This window comes from Sphingomonas bacterium (assembly GCF_903644135.1).
Classification (GTDB): Bacteria; Pseudomonadota; Alphaproteobacteria; order Sphingomonadales; family Sphingomonadaceae; genus Sphingomonas.
On sequence record NZ_CAHJXA010000026.1, the window covers coordinates 1 to 16,428 of the forward strand.

Here is a 16,428-nt window from a genome sequence, read left to right on the forward strand (position 1 = left end):
CCGCCCCGGCCGACCCGCCCGCGCAGCTGGTGCAGCTGGGCGAGGCCGAAGCGGTCGGCATGTTCGATGACGATCAGCGTCGCGGCGGGCACGTCGACGCCGACCTCGATCACCGTCGTCGCGACCAGCACGCCGAGCCGCCCGCCCGCGAACGCCTCCATCACCGCGTCCTTGTCGGCGGGCTTCATCCGGCCGTGGACCAGCCCGACGCGCTCGCCGAACCGCGCCCGCAGCGTCTCGGCGCGCGCCTCGGCGGCGGCGAGGTCGCTGCGCTCGCTCTCCTCGACCAGCGGGCAGACCCAATAGGCCTGGCCACCCTCCGACAGATGCCGGCCGAGCGCGTTGACCACCTCGTCGAGCCGGTCCTCCGACACCACCAGCGTCTCGACCGGCTGGCGACCCGGCGGCATCTCGTCGAGCCGGCTGACGTCCATCTCGCCATATTGGGCGAGCGTCAGCGTGCGCGGGATCGGCGTCGCGGTCATCGCCAGCAGGTGCGGCGGCGCGCGTCCCTTCGCCTGCAGCATCATCCGCTCGGCGACGCCGAAACGGTGCTGCTCGTCGACCACCACCAGCGCCAGGTCGCGATAGCCGACCGCCTCCTGGAAGATCGCGTGGGTGCCGACCAGGATGTCGATCTGCCCCGCCGCTAGCGCCATCAGCGTCGCCTCGCGCGCACGGCCCTTGTCGCGGCCGGTCAGCACCGCGATCTCCACCGGCAGGCCGGCGAGGAGCTTGCGCAGCGTCTCGTAATGCTGCCGCGCCAGGATCTCGGTCGGTGCCAGCATCGCCCCCTGCGCGCCCGCTTCCACCGCGATCAGCAAGGCCATCGCCGCGACCAGCGTCTTGCCCGAGCCGACATCGCCCTGCAGCAGCCGCAGCATCGGCGAGGCTTGGGCGAGGTCGCCCTCGATCTCGCACACCGTCCGCGCCTGCGCCCCGGTCATCGCGTAGGGCAGGCTCAGCGCGTCGCGCAGCCGGCCGTCGCCGACCAGCGCCCGTCCCTTGCGGCGGCGGGTGTCGGCGCGGACCAGCGCCATCGCCAGCTGATTCGCGAAAAGCTCGTCATAGGCGAGCCGCTCGCGCGCAGGTCCGTCGGCCGGATCGGCGTGGACCGCCGCCAGCGCGTCGCGCCAGTCGGGCCAGCCCCGGCTCGCCTTCAGCCCGGGCTCGATCCACTCCGGCAACACCGGCGCGCGCGCCACCGCCTGCTCGGCAAGGGCGGCCAGGCGTCGTGACGTTAGGCCCTCCGACAGCGGATAGATCGGCTCGCGCTCCCGGAACGGCTCGCCCGGTTCGGCGAGGTCGGGGTGGAGGATCTGCAGTTCCTGGCCGTACTGCTCGACCTTGCCCGACACGAGCCGCGCCTCGCCGAGCGGCAGCAGCTTCTTCACATAACCTGAAGCGCCGCCGAAATAAACAAGGCTGACATAGTTGCCGCGCGCGTCGGTCGCCTGCACCCGCGTCGGCCCGCGGCCGCGGCTGATCCGATAGTCGCGCGGGGTCAGCGTGATCGCGATCGTCCGCCCCGCGTCGCTCGCCATCAGCTCGTCGCGCGCCACCCGGTCGATCCAGCCGGTCGGCAGGTGCAGCGCGACGTCGACGGCGCGCGCGAGGCCGAGCCGGTCGAGCGGCTTCGCCAGCGCCGGACCGACGCCCTTCAGCGCGGTGACCTCGGCAAACAGCGGATTGAGGATTTCGGGCCGCATGACTATCTGACGCTATACCCCAGCCGACGGTCGCTGAAAGCGCCCGCCGGCTTATCGCCGTTGGAGCCGCATGGATCACGCCACCCGCATCAAGCGCCTGCGCTTTCGCGCGCATCATCGCGGCACCAAGGAAGCCGACCTGATGATCGGCGGCTATTTCGACGCGCACCACGCCGGCTGGAGCGAGGCCGAACTGGATTGGTTCGAGATGCTGATCGAGGAGCAGGACGTCGACATCATGGGCTGGGCAATCGGCTCGCTGCCCTGCCCGTCGGCCTGGGAGGGCGTGCAGATGCAGGCGATGCGCGCCATCGATTACGTTGCCATCCCGCGCTGATTCTCAACCGAAAGCCTGTTTTGCCTTCTCTCCAGACCATTCTCGACGCTCGCCAGCCGCTGACCCTGTCGGGCGTGCCGTCCGGTTTCCTGCCGTCGCTGCTCGCCGACCTCGCCCGCGCCGGCAAGGGCTCGCGTTGCGTGTTCGTCGCGCCGGACGAGGCGGCGATGCGCGCCGTCGCCTCGACCGCGCCGTTCTTCGCGCCCGAGCTGGAGGTGGTGCAGTTCCCCGCCTGGGACTGCCTGCCCTATGACCGTGCGTCGCCTACCTTGCGCGGCATGGCGGAGCGGGTGGCGGCGCTGCACCGGTTGCAGGCAAAGTCGAAGGGGCCGCAGCTGGTCCTGACCACTGCCACCGCCGTCACCCAGCGCGTGCTGACGCCCTTCCGCATCCGCCAGCTGGTCGCGACGCTCGCGCCGGGCGAGCGGATCGGCCGCGACGATCTGGCGACCCTGCTCCAGGCGAACGGCTATGTCCGCACCGACACCGTCCACGACCAGGGCGAATATTCGGTGCGCGGCGGGCTGGTCGACCTGTTCCCCAGCGGCGAAGAGCAGGCGCTGCGCCTCGACTTCTTCGGCGACGAGATCGAGAGCGTGCGCCAGTTCGACCCCGCCGACCAGCGCACGGTCGGCCGGCTGGACGGCTTCACCCTGTTGCCGGCGTCGGAGGCGCTGCTCGACGAGGAGTCGGTCAAGCGCTTCCGCGGCCGCTACCGCGAGACCTTCGGCGCGACCGCGACCGGCGATCCGCTGTACCAGGCGGTGTCGGAAGGGCGGCGGCTCGCCGGGATGGAGCATTGGCTGCCGTTGTTCGAGGACAAGCTGGCGACTTTCTGGGATCATCTATCGCCGAGCGACGTGGTGGTGCGCGACTCGGGCGCACCGGGCGCGGTCGAGGGCCGGCTGGAGGCGATCGCCGACTATTACCAGAACCGCAAGCGCGCCGAGGGAGCGGCACCCGGAAGCTACCGGCCGCTACTCGCCAAGGCGCTCTACCTTGACGGCGGCGAGCTGGCGGCGGCGGAGCAGAAGGCGCGCGCGCATCTCGTCAGCCCGTTCCATGAGCCCGAAAGCGCGACCGTGCTCGACTTCGGCGTCGACGGCCCGCGCGACTTCGCCCCCGAACGCGCCGCGCACGAGAACATCTACGAGGCGGTGGTCGAGCACATCGCCAAGCTGCGCAAGGCCGGCCGCAAGCCGGTGCTAGCGAGCTATTCGGTCGGCGCGCGCGAGCGGTTGGCGGGGCTGCTCAAAGACCACGACCTCAAGGGCGCGGTGCTGGCCGAGACGTGGCAGCAGGCGCTGGGTGCGGCGGACACCTCCAAGAGCTTCGGCGTCGCGATGGTCGTGCTCCCGCTCGACCACGGCTTCTCCGCCCCCGACGTGGCGGTGCTGACCGAGCAGGACATGCTCGGCGACCGACTGATCCGCCGCTCCAAGCGCCGCAAGTCCGCCGACGCCTTCCTCGCCGAGCTGGCGACGCTCTCCCCCGGCGACCTCGTCGTCCACGCCGATCACGGCATCGGCCGCTATATCGGCCTGACCCAGATCCCGGTGTCGCGCGCCGCGCACGACTGCGTCGCGCTCGAATATGCCGGCGGCGACAAGCTCTACGTCCCCGTCGAGAACCTCGAAGTCCTGTCGCGCTACGGCTCGGGCGAGGACGGCGCGGCGCTCGACCGGCTCGGCGGCGAGGCGTGGCAGCGGCGTAAGAGCCGCATGAAGGAGCGCATCCGCGAGATCGCCGGTGAGCTGATCGCCGTCGCCGCCGAACGCGCGCTGCGCCCCGGCGAGATCGCCGAGCCCGACGCCAGTAGCTATCCCAGTTTCGTCGACCGCTTCCCCTATCAGGAGACCGACGACCAGGAACGCGCGATCGACGACGTGCTCGCCGACCTCGCCGCCGGCAAGCCGATGGACCGCTTGATTGTCGGCGACGTCGGCTTCGGCAAGACCGAGATCGCGCTGCGCGCCGCCTTCGTCGCGGCGATGGCGGGGCATCAGGTCGCGGTCGTCTGCCCGACCACGCTGCTCGCGCGCCAGCATTACAACAACTTCCGCGCCCGGTTCGAGGGCTTCCCGATCGAGATCGGCCGGCTGTCGCGCCTCGTCACCGCCGCGGAGGCGAAGAAGGTGCGCGACGGCCTGGCCGCCGGCACGGTCGACGTGGTGATCGGCACCCACGCGATCCTCGCCAAGTCGATCGACTTCAAGCGCATCGGCCTGGTGGTGGTCGATGAGGAGCAGCGTTTCGGCGTCACCCACAAGGAGCGGCTGAAGGCGCTGAAGGCCGACGTCCACATGCTGACGCTGACCGCGACGCCGATCCCGCGCACGCTGCAGATGGCGATGAGCGGCCTGCGCGAGCTGTCGGTGATCCAGACGCCGCCGGTCGACCGGCTCGCCACGCGCACCTATGTCATGCCGTGGGACCCGGTGGTGCTGCGCGAGGCGCTGCTGCGCGAGCATTACCGCGGCGGGCAGAGCTTCCTCGTCACCCCCAAGATCGCCGACCTGCCCGATATCGAGGAGTATCTCCGCAAGGAGGTGCCCGAGATCCGCTACGTCGTCGCGCACGGCCAGATGGCACCGACCGAGGTCGAGGAGCGCATGTCGGCCTTCTACGACCGCAAGTTTGAGGTGCTGGTGTCGACCACCATCGTCGAATCGGGCCTCGACATCCCGTCGGCCAACACCATGATCGTCAACCGCGCCGACCGCTTCGGCCTCGCCCAGCTCTACCAGCTGCGCGGGCGCGTCGGCCGGTCGAAGACGCGCGCTTATTGCTATCTCGTTACCCCGCCCGAGCGGATGGTGACGGAGGCGGCGGAGAAGCGGCTGAAGGTGTTGAGCGACCTCGACTCGCTCGGTGCCGGCTTCCAGCTCGCCAGCCACGACCTCGACATCCGCGGTGCCGGCAATCTGCTGGGCGACGAGCAGTCGGGGCACATCAAGGAGGTTGGCTACGAACTCTACCAGTCAATGCTGGAGGAGGCGATCATGGAGGCCAAGGCAGGTGGCTTCCGCGAGCGCCAGCGCGACTTCTCGCCCCAGATCACCGTCGATGCGCCGATCCTGATCCCCGAGGACTATGTCCCCGACCTCGACCTGCGCATGGGGCTGTACCGCCGCCTCAACGACCTGGAGGACGTCGCCGCGATCGAGTCGTTCGCCGCCGAGATGATCGACCGGTTCGGCGCGCTCCCCGACGCGACCGAGAATTTGATCCGCATCATCGAGATCAAGCTGAACGCCCGCAAGGCCTGCGTGGCGAAGATGGATGTCGGTGCCAAGGGCGCGCTGGTCAGCTTCCACGACGACCGGCCGCCCAATGTCGACGGCCTGCTCGCCTATGTCGCCAAGCTGGGCGGCATCGCCAGGCTACGCCCGGACAGCAAGTTCGTGCTGACCCGCGCCTGGGCCGACCCCAGGGCGCGGCTGAACGGCGCGCTGCAACTGTCGAAGGGGCTGGCGAAGGCGGCGGGGTAGGTCAGCCTCCGCCGACAAGCGCCATCAAAGCCGCCTCGTCGAGCGGCGGCGCGAGCAGGAAGCCCTGGTACACCGCGCAGCCGGTCGCCGCGAGCAGGTCGCGCTGCGCCGCCGTCTCGACCCCTTCGGCGATCACCGTCAGCCCCAGCGAGCGCGCCATGTCGATCGCGCCGCGCACCACCACCTGCGCGCGATTGTCGCCCTCGATACCTCCCACCAGCGAACGGTCGATCTTGAGATAGTCGATCGGCAGCGAGGCGAGATAGGCGAGGCTGGAATAGCCCGTGCCGAAATCGTCGATCGCGATCCGGCATCCCGCCGCCTGCAGCGCGCCCAGCACGGCGGCGGCGGCGTCGAGGTCGGCCATCAGTTCGGTCTCGGTGATCTCCAGCGTCAGCCGCTCGCGCGAGACGCCGCTGGCGTCGATATGGGCGAGCAGCGTCTCGATAAATCCGGGCCGGGCCAGGTCGGCAGCGGTAAGGTTGAGCGCGACGCGCAGCCGTGCCAGCCTCGGCGGCCACGCGGCCACCTGGTCCAGCACCGCTCGCTGGATATGCTCCGACAAGGCGATCCCGATCCCGGCGCGGTCTGCGGCCGCCAGCAGCGCCTCCGCTCCCAGCTCGCCCAGTCGCGGGTGCCGCCAGCGGGCCAGCGCCTCGACCCCGCTCACCTCGCCGTCCATCATCCGCGCCTGCGGCTGGAACAGGATCGCGATCTCGCCGCGGGTCAGCGCCAGATGGACATCGACCGCGAGCGGATCGTCGGCCGCGGCGGCCACGACGGGACTGCTTGCCGCCACCGCCCGCGCGACCAGCGCCTCGCCGCCCTCCCCTGCTCGGGCGACGATCAGCCCGAGACGCACGCCGAGTACCACGTCGAGATCGTCCAGCCGGAAACGCCGGGCCAGCGCCTCCTCGATCCGCGCCGCCGCGGTCACCGCGCGATCGGCGGCTCCGGCGATCACGGCGGCGAAGCCGGGTCCGGTGATCCGCGCGACCATGCCGTCATCCTCGGCAACTGCCGAAACCTGAGCGGCGATGCGGCGCTCGGCGGCGTTGGTGAGTGCGGTGCCGATCGACCGGCCGAGCGCAGCGTTGACGAGGTCAAGGCGGAGCAGCGCGACATGAACGATCGCGATCGGCTGAGCAGCGGCGAGCCGATCGTCGATCCACTCGGCCAGCCTTGGCGAGCCGTCGGTCGCCACCTCGCGCCGATCCGCCACAACCGGCCGCGCCCGCCCGGCCAGTCGCAGCGCCTGCGCCAGCCCTGCACCATCCGCGCCGACGACCGCGATCTGGTTCGCTCCAGCGGCGATCAGGCGGTCCTGGGCGGCGGGATCGGCTTCGCTCACTAACGCGATCTGCCAGGGCGTCGCCCCCTCGCGAAGAACGGCGATCGCGCCGTCTTCGGCCAGCCGTGCGTCGATGATCGCAGCCGCCGCAGCGTGCTCCGACGGCGAAACGTCCCAACCCGCCTCTTGTGCGATCGCTGCCAGCGCTTCGGCGGCGTCTGGCGACCAAATCTGCACCGAGCTGCGCGTAGTCATGGCTTCGCCTAGCCCAGCCTACCGTGCTCGCCAATGCGCGAACGCCCTTGCCGCGACCGCCGCCGCACCCTAGCTGATCGCGATGGCCACCTCGCTTGCTCCTGCTGCTGCCGGTTCGGGCATGGTCGACGCGCACGGCCGCGCCATCCGTTACCTGCGCATCTCGGTCACCGACCGGTGCGACCTGCGCTGCCGCTACTGCATGTCGGAGCAGATGACCTTCCTGCCGCGCAGCGCGCTGCTGGCGCTGGAGGAGATCGCGATCATCGCCGAGCGCTTCATCGCGCGCGGAGTCACCAAGATCAGGCTGTCGGGAGGCGAGCCGCTGGTCCGCCGCGATGTCGGCGATCTGGTCGAGCGGCTCGGCCGCCATGTTGGCGACGGCCTCGACGAGCTGACCATGACCACCAACGGCACCCGGCTGGCGCAGCACGCCGAGCGGCTGGTCGCGGCCGGCATGACCCGCATAAATGTCAGCCTCGACAGCCTCGACCCCAACCGGTTCCGCTTCATCACGCGCCATGGCGATGTCGCGCAGGTGATCGCCGGCATCCGGGCGGCCCGCGCGGCCGGGCTGGCCGTCAAGCTGAACACCGTCGCCCTCGCCGGCCTCAACGAGGCGGAGATCCCCGCGATCCTGGCCTGGTGCATCGACGAGGGTGTCGACCTGTCGCTGATCGAGACCATGCCGTTGGGCGCGATCGATGAGGATCGCGCGGACCGGTTCGTGCCGCTGACGCGGGTGTTCGAGGACCTCTCGACGCGGTTTCCGCTGGTGCGCGATGCGCATCGCAGCGGCGGCCCCGCCCGCTATTGGCGTGTGGCGGGAACGGCGACGCGGCTGGGGCTGATATCGCCGCTGACCGCCAATTTCTGCGACGGCTGCAACCGGGTGCGGCTGACCACCGACGGCAAGCTCTACGCCTGCCTCGGCCATGACGATCAGGTCGACCTCAAGGCAGCGCTGCGCGAGGGCGGGATCGCCGGCCTGGATGGGGCCATCGACCTTTCGCTCGCGATCAAGCCGCTGCGCCATGATTTCCGCATCGGCACCGGAGAAGCTCCGGCGGTGGCGCGGCACATGAGCGTCACCGGCGGATGACCGGCACCATGAAGGCGGGTCGGTGACCCATTATGCGCGGCGAGCGCTGGTCGCCTCGCCGACCCCGCCCGCGCAGGCCGCTGCCGCTGCGCTGGCCGACGCCGCCGACTGGGTCGGTATCGACGACCAACCCGACTTGGTGGTGGCGCTGGGCGGCGACGGCTTCATGCTGCAGACGCTGCACCTGATGCTGGAGCGTCGTTCTCAGCCGCCGGTGTTCGGGATGAATCTCGGCACTGTCGGTTTCCTGATGAACGAGTGGCGACCTCATGGGCTTGACGAGCGGCTGGCGCGCGCCAAGCCGTTCATGGTGACGCCGTTGGCGATGACCGCGACCGGCATCGACGGCCGCACCCACAGCCTGCCGGCGATCAACGAGGTGTCGCTGCTGCGCGAGACGCGGCAGACCGCGAAGCTGGAGGTGACGGTCAACGACCGCATCGTCCTGCCCGAACTCGCGTGTGACGGCCTGCTGGCGGCGACGCCGGCCGGGTCGACCGCTTACAACCTGTCGGCGCAGGGGCCGATCCTGCCGCTCGGCTCGGCGTTGATCGCGCTGACGCCGATCAGCGCGTTCCGGCCGCGGCGCTGGCGTGGTGCGATCCTGCCAGACAAGGCGCGAATCGGCATCCGCGTGCTGAACCCTGGCAAGCGGCCGGTGTCGGCCGTCGCGGACCAGCGCGAGATCCGCGACGTCGCCAGCGTCGCCATCGCTATGGATCGCGCCCGCGAGCTGACTTTGCTGTTCGATCCCGAGCACGCGCTCGACGACCGTATCACCATGGAGCAGTTCGTCGCCTGACCTTACGTGGGGGTTGCGTCCTGTTCTTGCGGCGGTATAGCGCGATTGCGACGCTGTTCCCTGATAGCTCAGCGGTAGAGTAGGTGACTGTTAATCACTTGGTCGTAGGTTCGAATCCTACTCAGGGAGCCAGCGTTCCTGCCCGGCGTTGAGCGTCGATGCAGCAGGCAGCGACCATCATAACCGTCGACAGCCATGGTGCCGGCCTGGTCGAGATCACCCGGCAGGTTACCGATTGGGTCAGCCGGCAACGCCTCGACATTGGTCTGCTGACGCTGTTCTGCCGCCACACCTCCGCCTCGCTGCTCATCAACGAGAACGCCGCCCCCGCCGTTCGCCGCGATATCCAGGCGTATTTCGCCCGATGCCCACGCCTATGAGCATGACGACGAAGGCCCGGACGACATGCCCGCCCATCTGCGCACCGCGCTGACGCAGGTCAGCTTGTCGGTGCCGCTGGTCGACGGCGCGCTTGCGCTCGGCACCTGGCAGGGCATATACCTGTTCGAGCATCGGGCGCGGCCGCACCACCGCCAGATCGCGCTGCACCTGATCGGCGAGCGACGCTGAGGCCCCATGTTTCTCGCGTCATTGCAGCGACATAGCTCTACGATCGACAGCGTGGAGCCATCTCGTTCATCGCTCGTTCCACTAACCGTCGCTATACAACAACGGTTCGCCGCCTCCGCCGCGAATGGAGAAAGCATATGTCAGTCCAATGGGGTCGAAAGGCCGTCATTGCAGCGCTCGCATCAACGACGCTGCTGTTGGCGGGCTGCGAGACCGAAACCACCTTCCGCCCGGCCACCGGCCACGGCTTCAATCGCGATGGCTATTCGGAGCGGCAGATCGAGCCGAGCCGCTTCATCGTCAGCTTCTCGGGCAATAGCTCGACCCCGCGCGACACGGTAGAGCGCTATCTGTTCTTCCGCTCGGCTCAGCTGACGCTGCAGCAGGGCTATGATTATTTCGTCATGGCCGGCCGCGACACCAAGCTGCGTCAGCAGACCTATAGCACTGGCGGCGGCTTTGGCCCTTATGGCGGGTTCGGCGGCTATGGCGGGTTCGGTTATGGCGGCCTTGGCGGCTATTGGGGTCCGTCGTGGCGCTATCATGGCGGCGGGTTCGGCGGTTATGGCGGCGGCTTCGGCTGGAGCCCCTGGTATGGCGGCGGTTTCGGCGCGTTCAACGACTTCGACATCAACACCGTCGACCGGTTCGAGGCGACGGCGGAAATCGTGATGCGCAAGGGACCGATCCCGGACGGCAACATCCACGCCTTCGATGCGCGCAAGGTCGTGGAGACCGTCGGGCCGAGCGTCGTGTTGCCGGGTCAGCCGCGCCGCTGATCGCCGGCTCTAAGTGGAACGGAAGGGGCCGGGCGCGCGAGCGTTCCGGCCCCTTTGCTATGCCACCGCGCCGTGACAGTGCTTGTACTTCAGGCCAGAACCGCACGGGCATGGCGCGTTGCGGCTCACTCGCCCCACCCATGATGCCGGGTCCATGCCGAGGTCCGGTTCCTCCGGCCTGATCGTCTGCAACGGCGGCAGTTGCGCCTGGACCAGCCCGGTCGAGCCGGCGTCACGGTCGTTAGAATCGTCGAGGCCGGTGAACGGATCGAAGTGCGTGGTGATGAAGTCGGGCAGTTCCGGCAGGCCGACCGGCGGCTGATACTGGAACTCGGCATGGGCGATGGTCTTGGTCACGTCCTCGCGGATCTGGTCCAGCATCCGCTCGAACAGGCTGAACGCCTCCTGCTTATACTCGTTGATCGGCGTCTTCTGCGCATAGGCGCGCAGGTGGACGACCTGACGCAGCGCGTCGAGCGTCGCCAGATGCTCCTTCCAGTGATGGTCGAGATTCTGCAGCAGGATCGATTTCTCGACCTGATTCCAGGTCTCGGCATCAAGCGTCGCCGCCTTGTCGCGCACCATCGTGTCGGCCGCCTCGCGCACGCGCTCCTCGACGATCTCGGCGTCGAGCGCGTCTTCCTTCAGCCAGTCGTCGACCGGCGGCTGCAGCGCCAACAGCTCGGCGAGGCCGGTCTTCATGCCCTCGACATCCCATTGCTCGGGATAGGAGTTGGGCGGGCACGCCGCGCCGACGACGGCGTTGACCGTCTCGGTGCGCATGTCGTCGACCATCTCGTCGACGGTCTCGGCATCCATAATGTCGGCGCGCTGTTCGTAGACGACCTTGCGCTGGTCGTTCATCACGTCATCATACTCGACGACCTGCTTGCGCACGTCGTAGTTGCGCGCCTCGACCTTCTTCTGTGCGGTCTCGATCGCCTTGGTCAGCCATTTCGACCCGATCGCCTCGCCGTCCTCGATATTGTTGCGCATCATCTTGGCGAACAGCGTGTCGGGGCCGAAGATGCGCAGCAGGTCGTCGTCGAGGCTGAGATAGAAGCGCGACAGCCCCGGGTCGCCCTGCCGCCCCGACCGGCCGCGCAGCTGGTTGTCGATGCGCCGCGATTCATGCCGCTCGGTGCCGAGCACGAACAGCCCACCGGCGGCGAGCACCGCGTCCTTCTCGGCTGCAATTTCTTCGCGGATGCGGGCGATCGCCTCGTCGCGCGGCGCGCCTTCGGGCAGTGTCGCCAACTCGTCGTTGGTGCGGAATTCGAGGTTGCCGCCAAGCTGGATGTCGGTGCCGCGCCCGGCCATGTTGGTCGCGATCGTCACCGCGCCGAGCCGGCCGGCCTGGGCGACGATATGCGCCTCCATCTCGTGGTGGCGAGCGTTGAGGACGGAGTGATCGACGCCCTCCTGGTTGAGGAACTCGGACAGCAGCTCGGACTTCTCGATCGACACGGTGCCGACCAGCACCGGCTGGCCGTTGGCGGCATGTTCGCGGATCTTGCGGGCGATGGCGCGAAACTTGTCCTGAGTGTTCTTGTAGAACTCGTCCTCCTCGTCACGGCGGCGCACCGTGACGTTGGTCGGGATGGTGACAACGTTCATCTTGTAGATGTCGAAGAACTCCGACGCCTCGGTCGCGGCGGTGCCAGTCATCCCCGACAATTTGGGGTACATGCGGAAATAGTTCTGGAAGGTGATCGACGCCATCGTCTGGTTCTCGGGCTCGATCGTCACGCCCTCCTTGGCCTCGACAGCCTGGTGGAGGCCGTCGGACCAGCGCCGCCCGTCCATCATCCGGCCGGTAAACTCGTCGATGATGACGACCTTCTCGTCCTTGACGATATAGTCAGTGTCGCGCTTGAACATCATGTTGGCACGCAGCGACTGGTTCAGGTGGTGCACCACCTGCGTGTTTTCGAAGTCGTAGAGGTTCGCGCCCTCCAGCAGGCCGGCATCCTCCAGCATCCGCTCGACCTTCTCGGTGCCGTCCTCGGTCAGGATGATCGACTTCTGCTTCTCGTCTTTCTCGTAATCGACCGCGTCGAGCCGCTTCACCACCGCGTCGACCTGCATGTACAGCTCCGACTTGTCGTCGGTCGGGCCGGAGATGATCAGCGGCGTGCGCGCCTCGTCGATCAGCACCGAATCGACCTCGTCGACGATCGCCATCGCGAAGCGCCGCTGCACCATCGACGCGCGATCGTATTTCATGTTGTCGCGTAGATAGTCGAAGCCGAACTCGTTGTTGGTGCCATAGGTGATGTCGCTGTTGTACGCGGCGCGGCGCTGCTCGTCGGACAAATTGGGGACGATGACGCCGACCGACAGGCCGAGGAAGCGATAGACCTGCCCCATCCACTCGGCGTCACGCGCGGCGAGATAGTCGTTGACGGTTATGACGTGGACGCCCTCGCCCGGCAGCGCGTTGAGATAGACGGCGAGCGTCGCCACCAGCGTCTTGCCCTCGCCGGTGCGCATCTCGGCGATCTCGCCACGGTGGAGGACAATACTACCGATCATCTGCACGTCGAAATGGCGCATCCCGAGCACGCGCTTCGCCGCCTCACGCACCGTCGCGAACGCTTCGGGCAGGATAGCGTCGAGCTTCTCGCCCGCCGTCAGCCGCTCGCGGAACAGGACGGTCTGGTTGGCGAGCGCGGCGTCGTCGATCGCCGCCAGCGTGTCCTCGAAGCCGGCGATCTTCGCAACCAGCGGCGCGAGCGACTTGACGTAGCGGTCGTTGGACGAGCCGAACAGGGACTTGGCGACGGCACCGAAGCCGGGGATAGGCATGGAAATGTTCCTAACGGGCGATGACGCCGCGGCGCAGATGCGCCAGCGGCCGGAAGATGCGGAGCAGGAATGCCGTCGCGCCGGATCAGGCGAGCGGCGGCCGTCTCACTCGCGCCGGCGCTCGGCGTAGAGGACCCGCGCAGCCGCCACCGACACCAGCCGCGGCGCAACCAGTTGCAGCGGCGGCACCGTGCCATAGGCCGGGACGGTGAACCGCGAGGTCACCGGCGATACCGCCACCAACCGCGGCAGGGCGATCGTCGCAGCGGCGCTCGCCTGTACCGGCTGCGCAGCCGCGCGCGTACCGGTCACGCCGGTCAGGGCGGTCAGCAGGGCTGAGATGAGCAGCAGCAAACGCATGATCAGCGTATTACCGCAGGCGAGCCGCAGCGTCCATGTCCCACGTCACTGCGGCGGCATCGCCGGCTGGGCCGGTGCCGCCGCCGGCGTGGGGATCACCCAGCGAACCGCGAACGGGTAGACACCGGCGATCGGCTGACCGCCGACGTCGGTCGCGGGTTTGAACGTTAGATGCGCCATGGCGATGCCGCAGGTGCCACTATCGAGCGCGAACGACCCGCTCGACGACGACACCACGCAACCCGTAGGCTTGCCGGTCGCGTCGACGGTCAGCTGCGCGCCCACCCTGCCCTGCTCGTTCGCGGTAACCGCGTCGGGCGGGTATGCATCGGCACCGAACCACTGCCCGATCGCCTCGACCGGTAGCGGCCGGTGCGCCTTGCCGGTGGGAGCGGCGGCGATCGCCGCCAGCGCCAGGGTCGCGGTCAGTGCGTCCATCTTCATCGACTCCGATCTCCTTTCCCGACAGATCGGCAGTCTTGGCGCACGATGCAAGCGCTTGCCCGCCAGAGTGCCGCGGGTCATGAGGCGGGCATGACCATCTCGCCGCTCGCCCAGCCTTTCCCCGACGCGCCGGCCATCGCCGGCGTCACCGTTCGCGTCGCGCGGGCGCACTACAAGACGTGGGACCGGTGCGACCTGACCTATGTCGAGCTGGCACCCGGCACCGTTGTCGCGGGCGTGCTCACCACCAGCCGCTGCCCCTCGCCGGAGGTGGAGTGGTGCCGCAAGGCGCTGGTGCTCGGCCAGGCGCAGGCGTTGGTGGTCAATGCCGGCAACTCCAACGCCTTCACCGGCGCCCGCGGCCGCACGGCGGTGGAGGCGATCGCCGCACGCGTCGCGCAACATCGTGGCTGCCAGCCATCGGACGTGTTCGTCGCCTCCACCGGCGTGATCGGCGTGCCGCTGCCGATCGACAAGGCCGAGGCTGGGCTTGACGCCGCCTTCGTCGCGCCCGAAGCGTCATGGCTCGACGCGACGAACGCGATCGGCACCACCGACACCTTTCCCAAGGCGGCGGTCGCGACCGCGATCGTTGACGGCCGCACGGTGGCTCTGGTCGGCATCATCAAGGGATCGGGCATGATTGCGCCCGACATGGCGACGATGCTGGGCTTCGTCTTCACCGACGCGGCGGTAGAGGCCGCGTTCCTGCAGGCGGCCCTTGCATCGGCGAACGGGCGCAGCTTCTCGGCGATCACGGTCGACAGCGACACCTCGACCAGCGACACCGTCCTGGCCTTCGCCACCGGCGTGGCCGGCAATGCACCGCTAAGCGGGGACGACAGCGACGGCGCGGACGCGTTCCGGGCGGCGCTGGTCGATCTTTGCCGCCAGCTCGCGCAGCTGGTGGTGCGCGACGGCGAGGGTGCGAGCAAGTTCATCACGGTCGAGGTCACCGGGGCCGAGAGCGACCGCAGCGCGCACCGGATCGCGATGAGCATCGCCAACTCGCCACTGGTCAAGACCGCGATCGCCGGCGAGGATGCCAATTGGGGCCGCGTGGTGATGGCGGTCGGCAAGGCGGGAGAACCGGCCGAGCGCGACCAGCTGTCGATCCGCTTCGGCACGACGCAGGTTGCGAGCGGCGGCCTGGCGGTCGAGGGCTATGACGAGGCACCAGTGGCGGCTCACCTCAAGGGCCAGGAGATCGAGATCGGTGCCGACCTGGGCCTCGGCGACGGCCGCGCGACGGTGTGGACGTGCGACCTGACGCACGGCTACATCTCGATCAATGCCGATTATCGGAGCTGATCAGCGTCGTTCGATCAGGCCGAGATCCTTGATGCTGGCAATGCGATCGGCAAGCACCAAGCCGGCACTCATGCCCATATGTCCATAACCTTCAAAAGCGCCGGACCTTTGCATATCCACTGCTTCGCGACCGTCGAACGTGATCTTGCACACATGCTGACGAGGACAGGGCGACGTTTCTTCATGACGCGTCTGATCATCGGTGCTGAACCAAACATCCGAGTGATGGCGACTGACATCCCATCTACCATGGCCGCCGTCAATAAATCGTCGTCCTTCGAAGGCGTTAACCCACAATCCTTGATAGGTCCGAGACGGCTTGATCTTTACGCATGACCGGTCACCCAAATTGACTATGACCTGCGTACCATTCTCGATCTCCTCGCGTGAACAGGCTTCCGGACCATTGAACGCTGCATTGTACCCTGGATCGCCGGCGCGGGTGTTCGACGGCGGCACCGCCGCCACCTGAAGCAACAGCGCCGCCGCCAGCATCAGGCCAGCGCGCCCTCCAGCCAAGCCTTGATCCGCCCCTTGGGCTCGGCACCCACCTTGGTCGCTGCCGGCGCGCCATCCTTGAACAGGATCATGGTCGGGATGCCGCGCACCCCATACTTGCCTGGCGCGTCGGGGTTGTCGTCGATGTTAAGCTTGGCGATCGTCACCTGGCCGCCGAGCTCTTCCGACAGTTCCTCCAGGCTCGGCCCGATCATCTTGCACGGCCCGCACCACTCTGCCCAGAAATCGACCAGCACCGGACCGTCGGCACCGATCACGTCGGACTGGAAGCTGGCGTCGGTGATTGTCTTGGTCGGCATGATCAGTCTCCTTGCAGGCATCTATCTAAGTGCGGCGGTCCGCGGCCTCAACCACCTGCCCGCTAGCTTTGCTCCACCGACGCGAAGCCCGGCTTGTGCGCGACCAGCAGATCGGGTGGCAGGGCCAGCAGCAGCGGCCCCGATGTATACAGCAACATCGCCTCGATCGCCCGATCGGGGAAGATCACCGCAAGCGCGGCGGCATAGGCGGCCATCTGGCGCAGGTGATAGGGCGGCACGTCTGCAAGGCCGATCGGCGCGCGTCCCGTCTTGTAGTCGATCAGACGGACAAGCTGCGGCGTGACGAGCAGGCGGTCGACGGTACCCGCCACGACGATGCCGTCGTCCAGC

General features: G+C 68.3%; 14 protein-coding genes, 1 tRNA gene and 1 pseudogene. 8 read left to right on the top strand and 8 right to left on the bottom strand.

What is annotated here, in order from left to right:
* The coding region (locus HUU96_RS02855; protein WP_174291354.1) for an ATP-dependent DNA helicase RecG at positions 1 to 1,709 on the bottom strand (1,709 nt) is incomplete at its 3' end.
* A 70-nt stretch (positions 1,710 to 1,779) separates the two neighbouring features.
* On the opposite strand from HUU96_RS02855, the gene HUU96_RS02860 reads away from it, so the two are divergent.
* Positions 1,780 to 2,046: a succinate dehydrogenase assembly factor 2 gene (locus HUU96_RS02860; RefSeq protein ID WP_174291355.1), complete on the top strand. Its 267-nt coding sequence runs from the start codon at positions 1,780 to 1,782 to the stop codon at positions 2,044 to 2,046.
* Between the two features lie 20 nt (positions 2,047 to 2,066).
* Entirely contained in the window at positions 2,067 to 5,537 is a 3,471-nt protein-coding gene (mfd, locus tag HUU96_RS02865; protein WP_174291356.1) for a transcription-repair coupling factor, read from the top strand.
* A 1-nt stretch (position 5,538) separates the two neighbouring features.
* Here mfd and HUU96_RS02870 read toward each other — a convergent pair whose 3' ends face one another.
* Positions 5,539 to 7,083: an EAL domain-containing protein gene (locus HUU96_RS02870; RefSeq protein WP_174291357.1), complete on the bottom strand. Its 1,545-nt coding sequence runs from the start codon at positions 7,081 to 7,083 to the stop codon at positions 5,539 to 5,541.
* Between the two features lie 82 nt (positions 7,084 to 7,165).
* Between HUU96_RS02870 and moaA the strand changes: the two genes are divergently transcribed.
* From moaA to HUU96_RS02895, 5 genes and pseudogenes are all read left to right on the top strand, one after another.
* The gene (gene moaA, locus HUU96_RS02875; RefSeq protein ID WP_174291358.1) at positions 7,166 to 8,185 is read left to right on the top strand and encodes a GTP 3',8-cyclase MoaA; all 1,020 of its coding nucleotides are present in this window, start codon (positions 7,166 to 7,168) and stop codon (positions 8,183 to 8,185) included.
* Between the two features lie 22 nt (positions 8,186 to 8,207).
* A complete protein-coding gene (locus HUU96_RS02880) occupies positions 8,208 to 8,987 on the top strand; it encodes an NAD kinase (protein ID WP_174291359.1) in 780 nt (259 codons plus the stop codon).
* A 57-nt stretch (positions 8,988 to 9,044) separates the two neighbouring features.
* A tRNA-Asn gene (locus HUU96_RS02885) sits at positions 9,045 to 9,119 on the top strand.
* Between the two features lie 26 nt (positions 9,120 to 9,145).
* A pseudogene (locus tag HUU96_RS02890) lies at positions 9,146 to 9,557 on the top strand (secondary thiamine-phosphate synthase enzyme YjbQ).
* Between the two features lie 137 nt (positions 9,558 to 9,694).
* Positions 9,695 to 10,336 carry a CC0125/CC1285 family lipoprotein gene (locus HUU96_RS02895; protein ID WP_174291360.1) on the top strand — a complete coding sequence of 214 codons (642 nt, stop codon included), beginning with the start codon at positions 9,695 to 9,697 and terminating at the stop codon, positions 10,334 to 10,336.
* A 57-nt stretch (positions 10,337 to 10,393) separates the two neighbouring features.
* Here HUU96_RS02895 and secA read toward each other — a convergent pair whose 3' ends face one another.
* From secA to HUU96_RS02910, 3 genes are all read right to left on the bottom strand, one after another.
* Positions 10,394 to 13,144 carry a preprotein translocase subunit SecA gene (gene secA / locus HUU96_RS02900; protein ID WP_174291361.1) on the bottom strand — a complete coding sequence of 917 codons (2,751 nt, stop codon included), beginning with the start codon at positions 13,142 to 13,144 and terminating at the stop codon, positions 10,394 to 10,396.
* A 105-nt stretch (positions 13,145 to 13,249) separates the two neighbouring features.
* Positions 13,250 to 13,504, bottom strand: a complete 255-nt coding sequence (locus tag HUU96_RS02905; RefSeq protein WP_174291362.1) for a hypothetical protein — start codon at positions 13,502 to 13,504, stop codon at positions 13,250 to 13,252.
* A 45-nt stretch (positions 13,505 to 13,549) separates the two neighbouring features.
* Positions 13,550 to 13,948: a TonB family protein gene (locus HUU96_RS02910; protein WP_174291363.1), complete on the bottom strand. Its 399-nt coding sequence runs from the start codon at positions 13,946 to 13,948 to the stop codon at positions 13,550 to 13,552.
* A 90-nt stretch (positions 13,949 to 14,038) separates the two neighbouring features.
* Between HUU96_RS02910 and argJ the strand changes: the two genes are divergently transcribed.
* Positions 14,039 to 15,259: a bifunctional glutamate N-acetyltransferase/amino-acid acetyltransferase ArgJ gene (gene argJ / locus HUU96_RS02915; RefSeq protein WP_174291364.1), complete on the top strand. Its 1,221-nt coding sequence runs from the start codon at positions 14,039 to 14,041 to the stop codon at positions 15,257 to 15,259.
* Here argJ and HUU96_RS02920 read toward each other — a convergent pair whose 3' ends face one another.
* The 3 genes from HUU96_RS02920 to HUU96_RS02930 form a co-directional block, all read right to left on the bottom strand.
* A complete protein-coding gene (locus HUU96_RS02920; protein ID WP_174291365.1) occupies positions 15,260 to 15,754 on the bottom strand; it encodes a hypothetical protein in 495 nt (164 codons plus the stop codon). It abuts the gene before it with no gap.
* Positions 15,754 to 16,077, bottom strand: coding sequence for a thioredoxin TrxA (gene trxA / locus HUU96_RS02925; RefSeq protein WP_174291366.1), 324 nt, complete (start codon positions 16,075 to 16,077; stop codon positions 15,754 to 15,756). Before trxA ends, HUU96_RS02920 begins: the two co-directional genes overlap by 1 nt.
* 62 nt (positions 16,078 to 16,139) lie before the next feature.
* Positions 16,140 to 16,428, bottom strand: a 289-nt coding sequence (locus tag HUU96_RS02930; protein ID WP_174291367.1) for a PD-(D/E)XK nuclease family protein, incomplete at its 5' end; no start/stop codon positions are given.

What these genes read in the sequence shown, in the direction of transcription:
- HUU96_RS02860 (WP_174291355.1), top strand. Translation starts at nt 1,780, where the DNA reads ATGGATCACGCCACCCGCATCAAGCGCCTGCGCTTTCGCGCGCATCAT.
- HUU96_RS02870 (WP_174291357.1), bottom strand. Translation starts at nt 7,083, where the DNA reads ATGACTACGCGCAGCTCGGTGCAGATTTGGTCGCCAGACGCCGCCGAA.
- moaA (WP_174291358.1), top strand. Translation starts at nt 7,166, where the DNA reads ATGGCCACCTCGCTTGCTCCTGCTGCTGCCGGTTCGGGCATGGTCGAC.
- HUU96_RS02895 (WP_174291360.1), top strand. Translation starts at nt 9,695, where the DNA reads ATGTCAGTCCAATGGGGTCGAAAGGCCGTCATTGCAGCGCTCGCATCA.
- secA (WP_174291361.1), bottom strand. Translation starts at nt 13,144, where the DNA reads ATGCCTATCCCCGGCTTCGGTGCCGTCGCCAAGTCCCTGTTCGGCTCG.
- HUU96_RS02905 (WP_174291362.1), bottom strand. Translation starts at nt 13,504, where the DNA reads ATGCGTTTGCTGCTGCTCATCTCAGCCCTGCTGACCGCCCTGACCGGC.
- HUU96_RS02910 (WP_174291363.1), bottom strand. Translation starts at nt 13,948, where the DNA reads ATGAAGATGGACGCACTGACCGCGACCCTGGCGCTGGCGGCGATCGCC.
- argJ (WP_174291364.1), top strand. Translation starts at nt 14,039, where the DNA reads ATGACCATCTCGCCGCTCGCCCAGCCTTTCCCCGACGCGCCGGCCATC.
- HUU96_RS02920 (WP_174291365.1), bottom strand. Translation starts at nt 15,754, where the DNA reads ATGCTGGCGGCGGCGCTGTTGCTTCAGGTGGCGGCGGTGCCGCCGTCG.
- trxA (WP_174291366.1), bottom strand. Translation starts at nt 16,077, where the DNA reads ATGCCGACCAAGACAATCACCGACGCCAGCTTCCAGTCCGACGTGATC.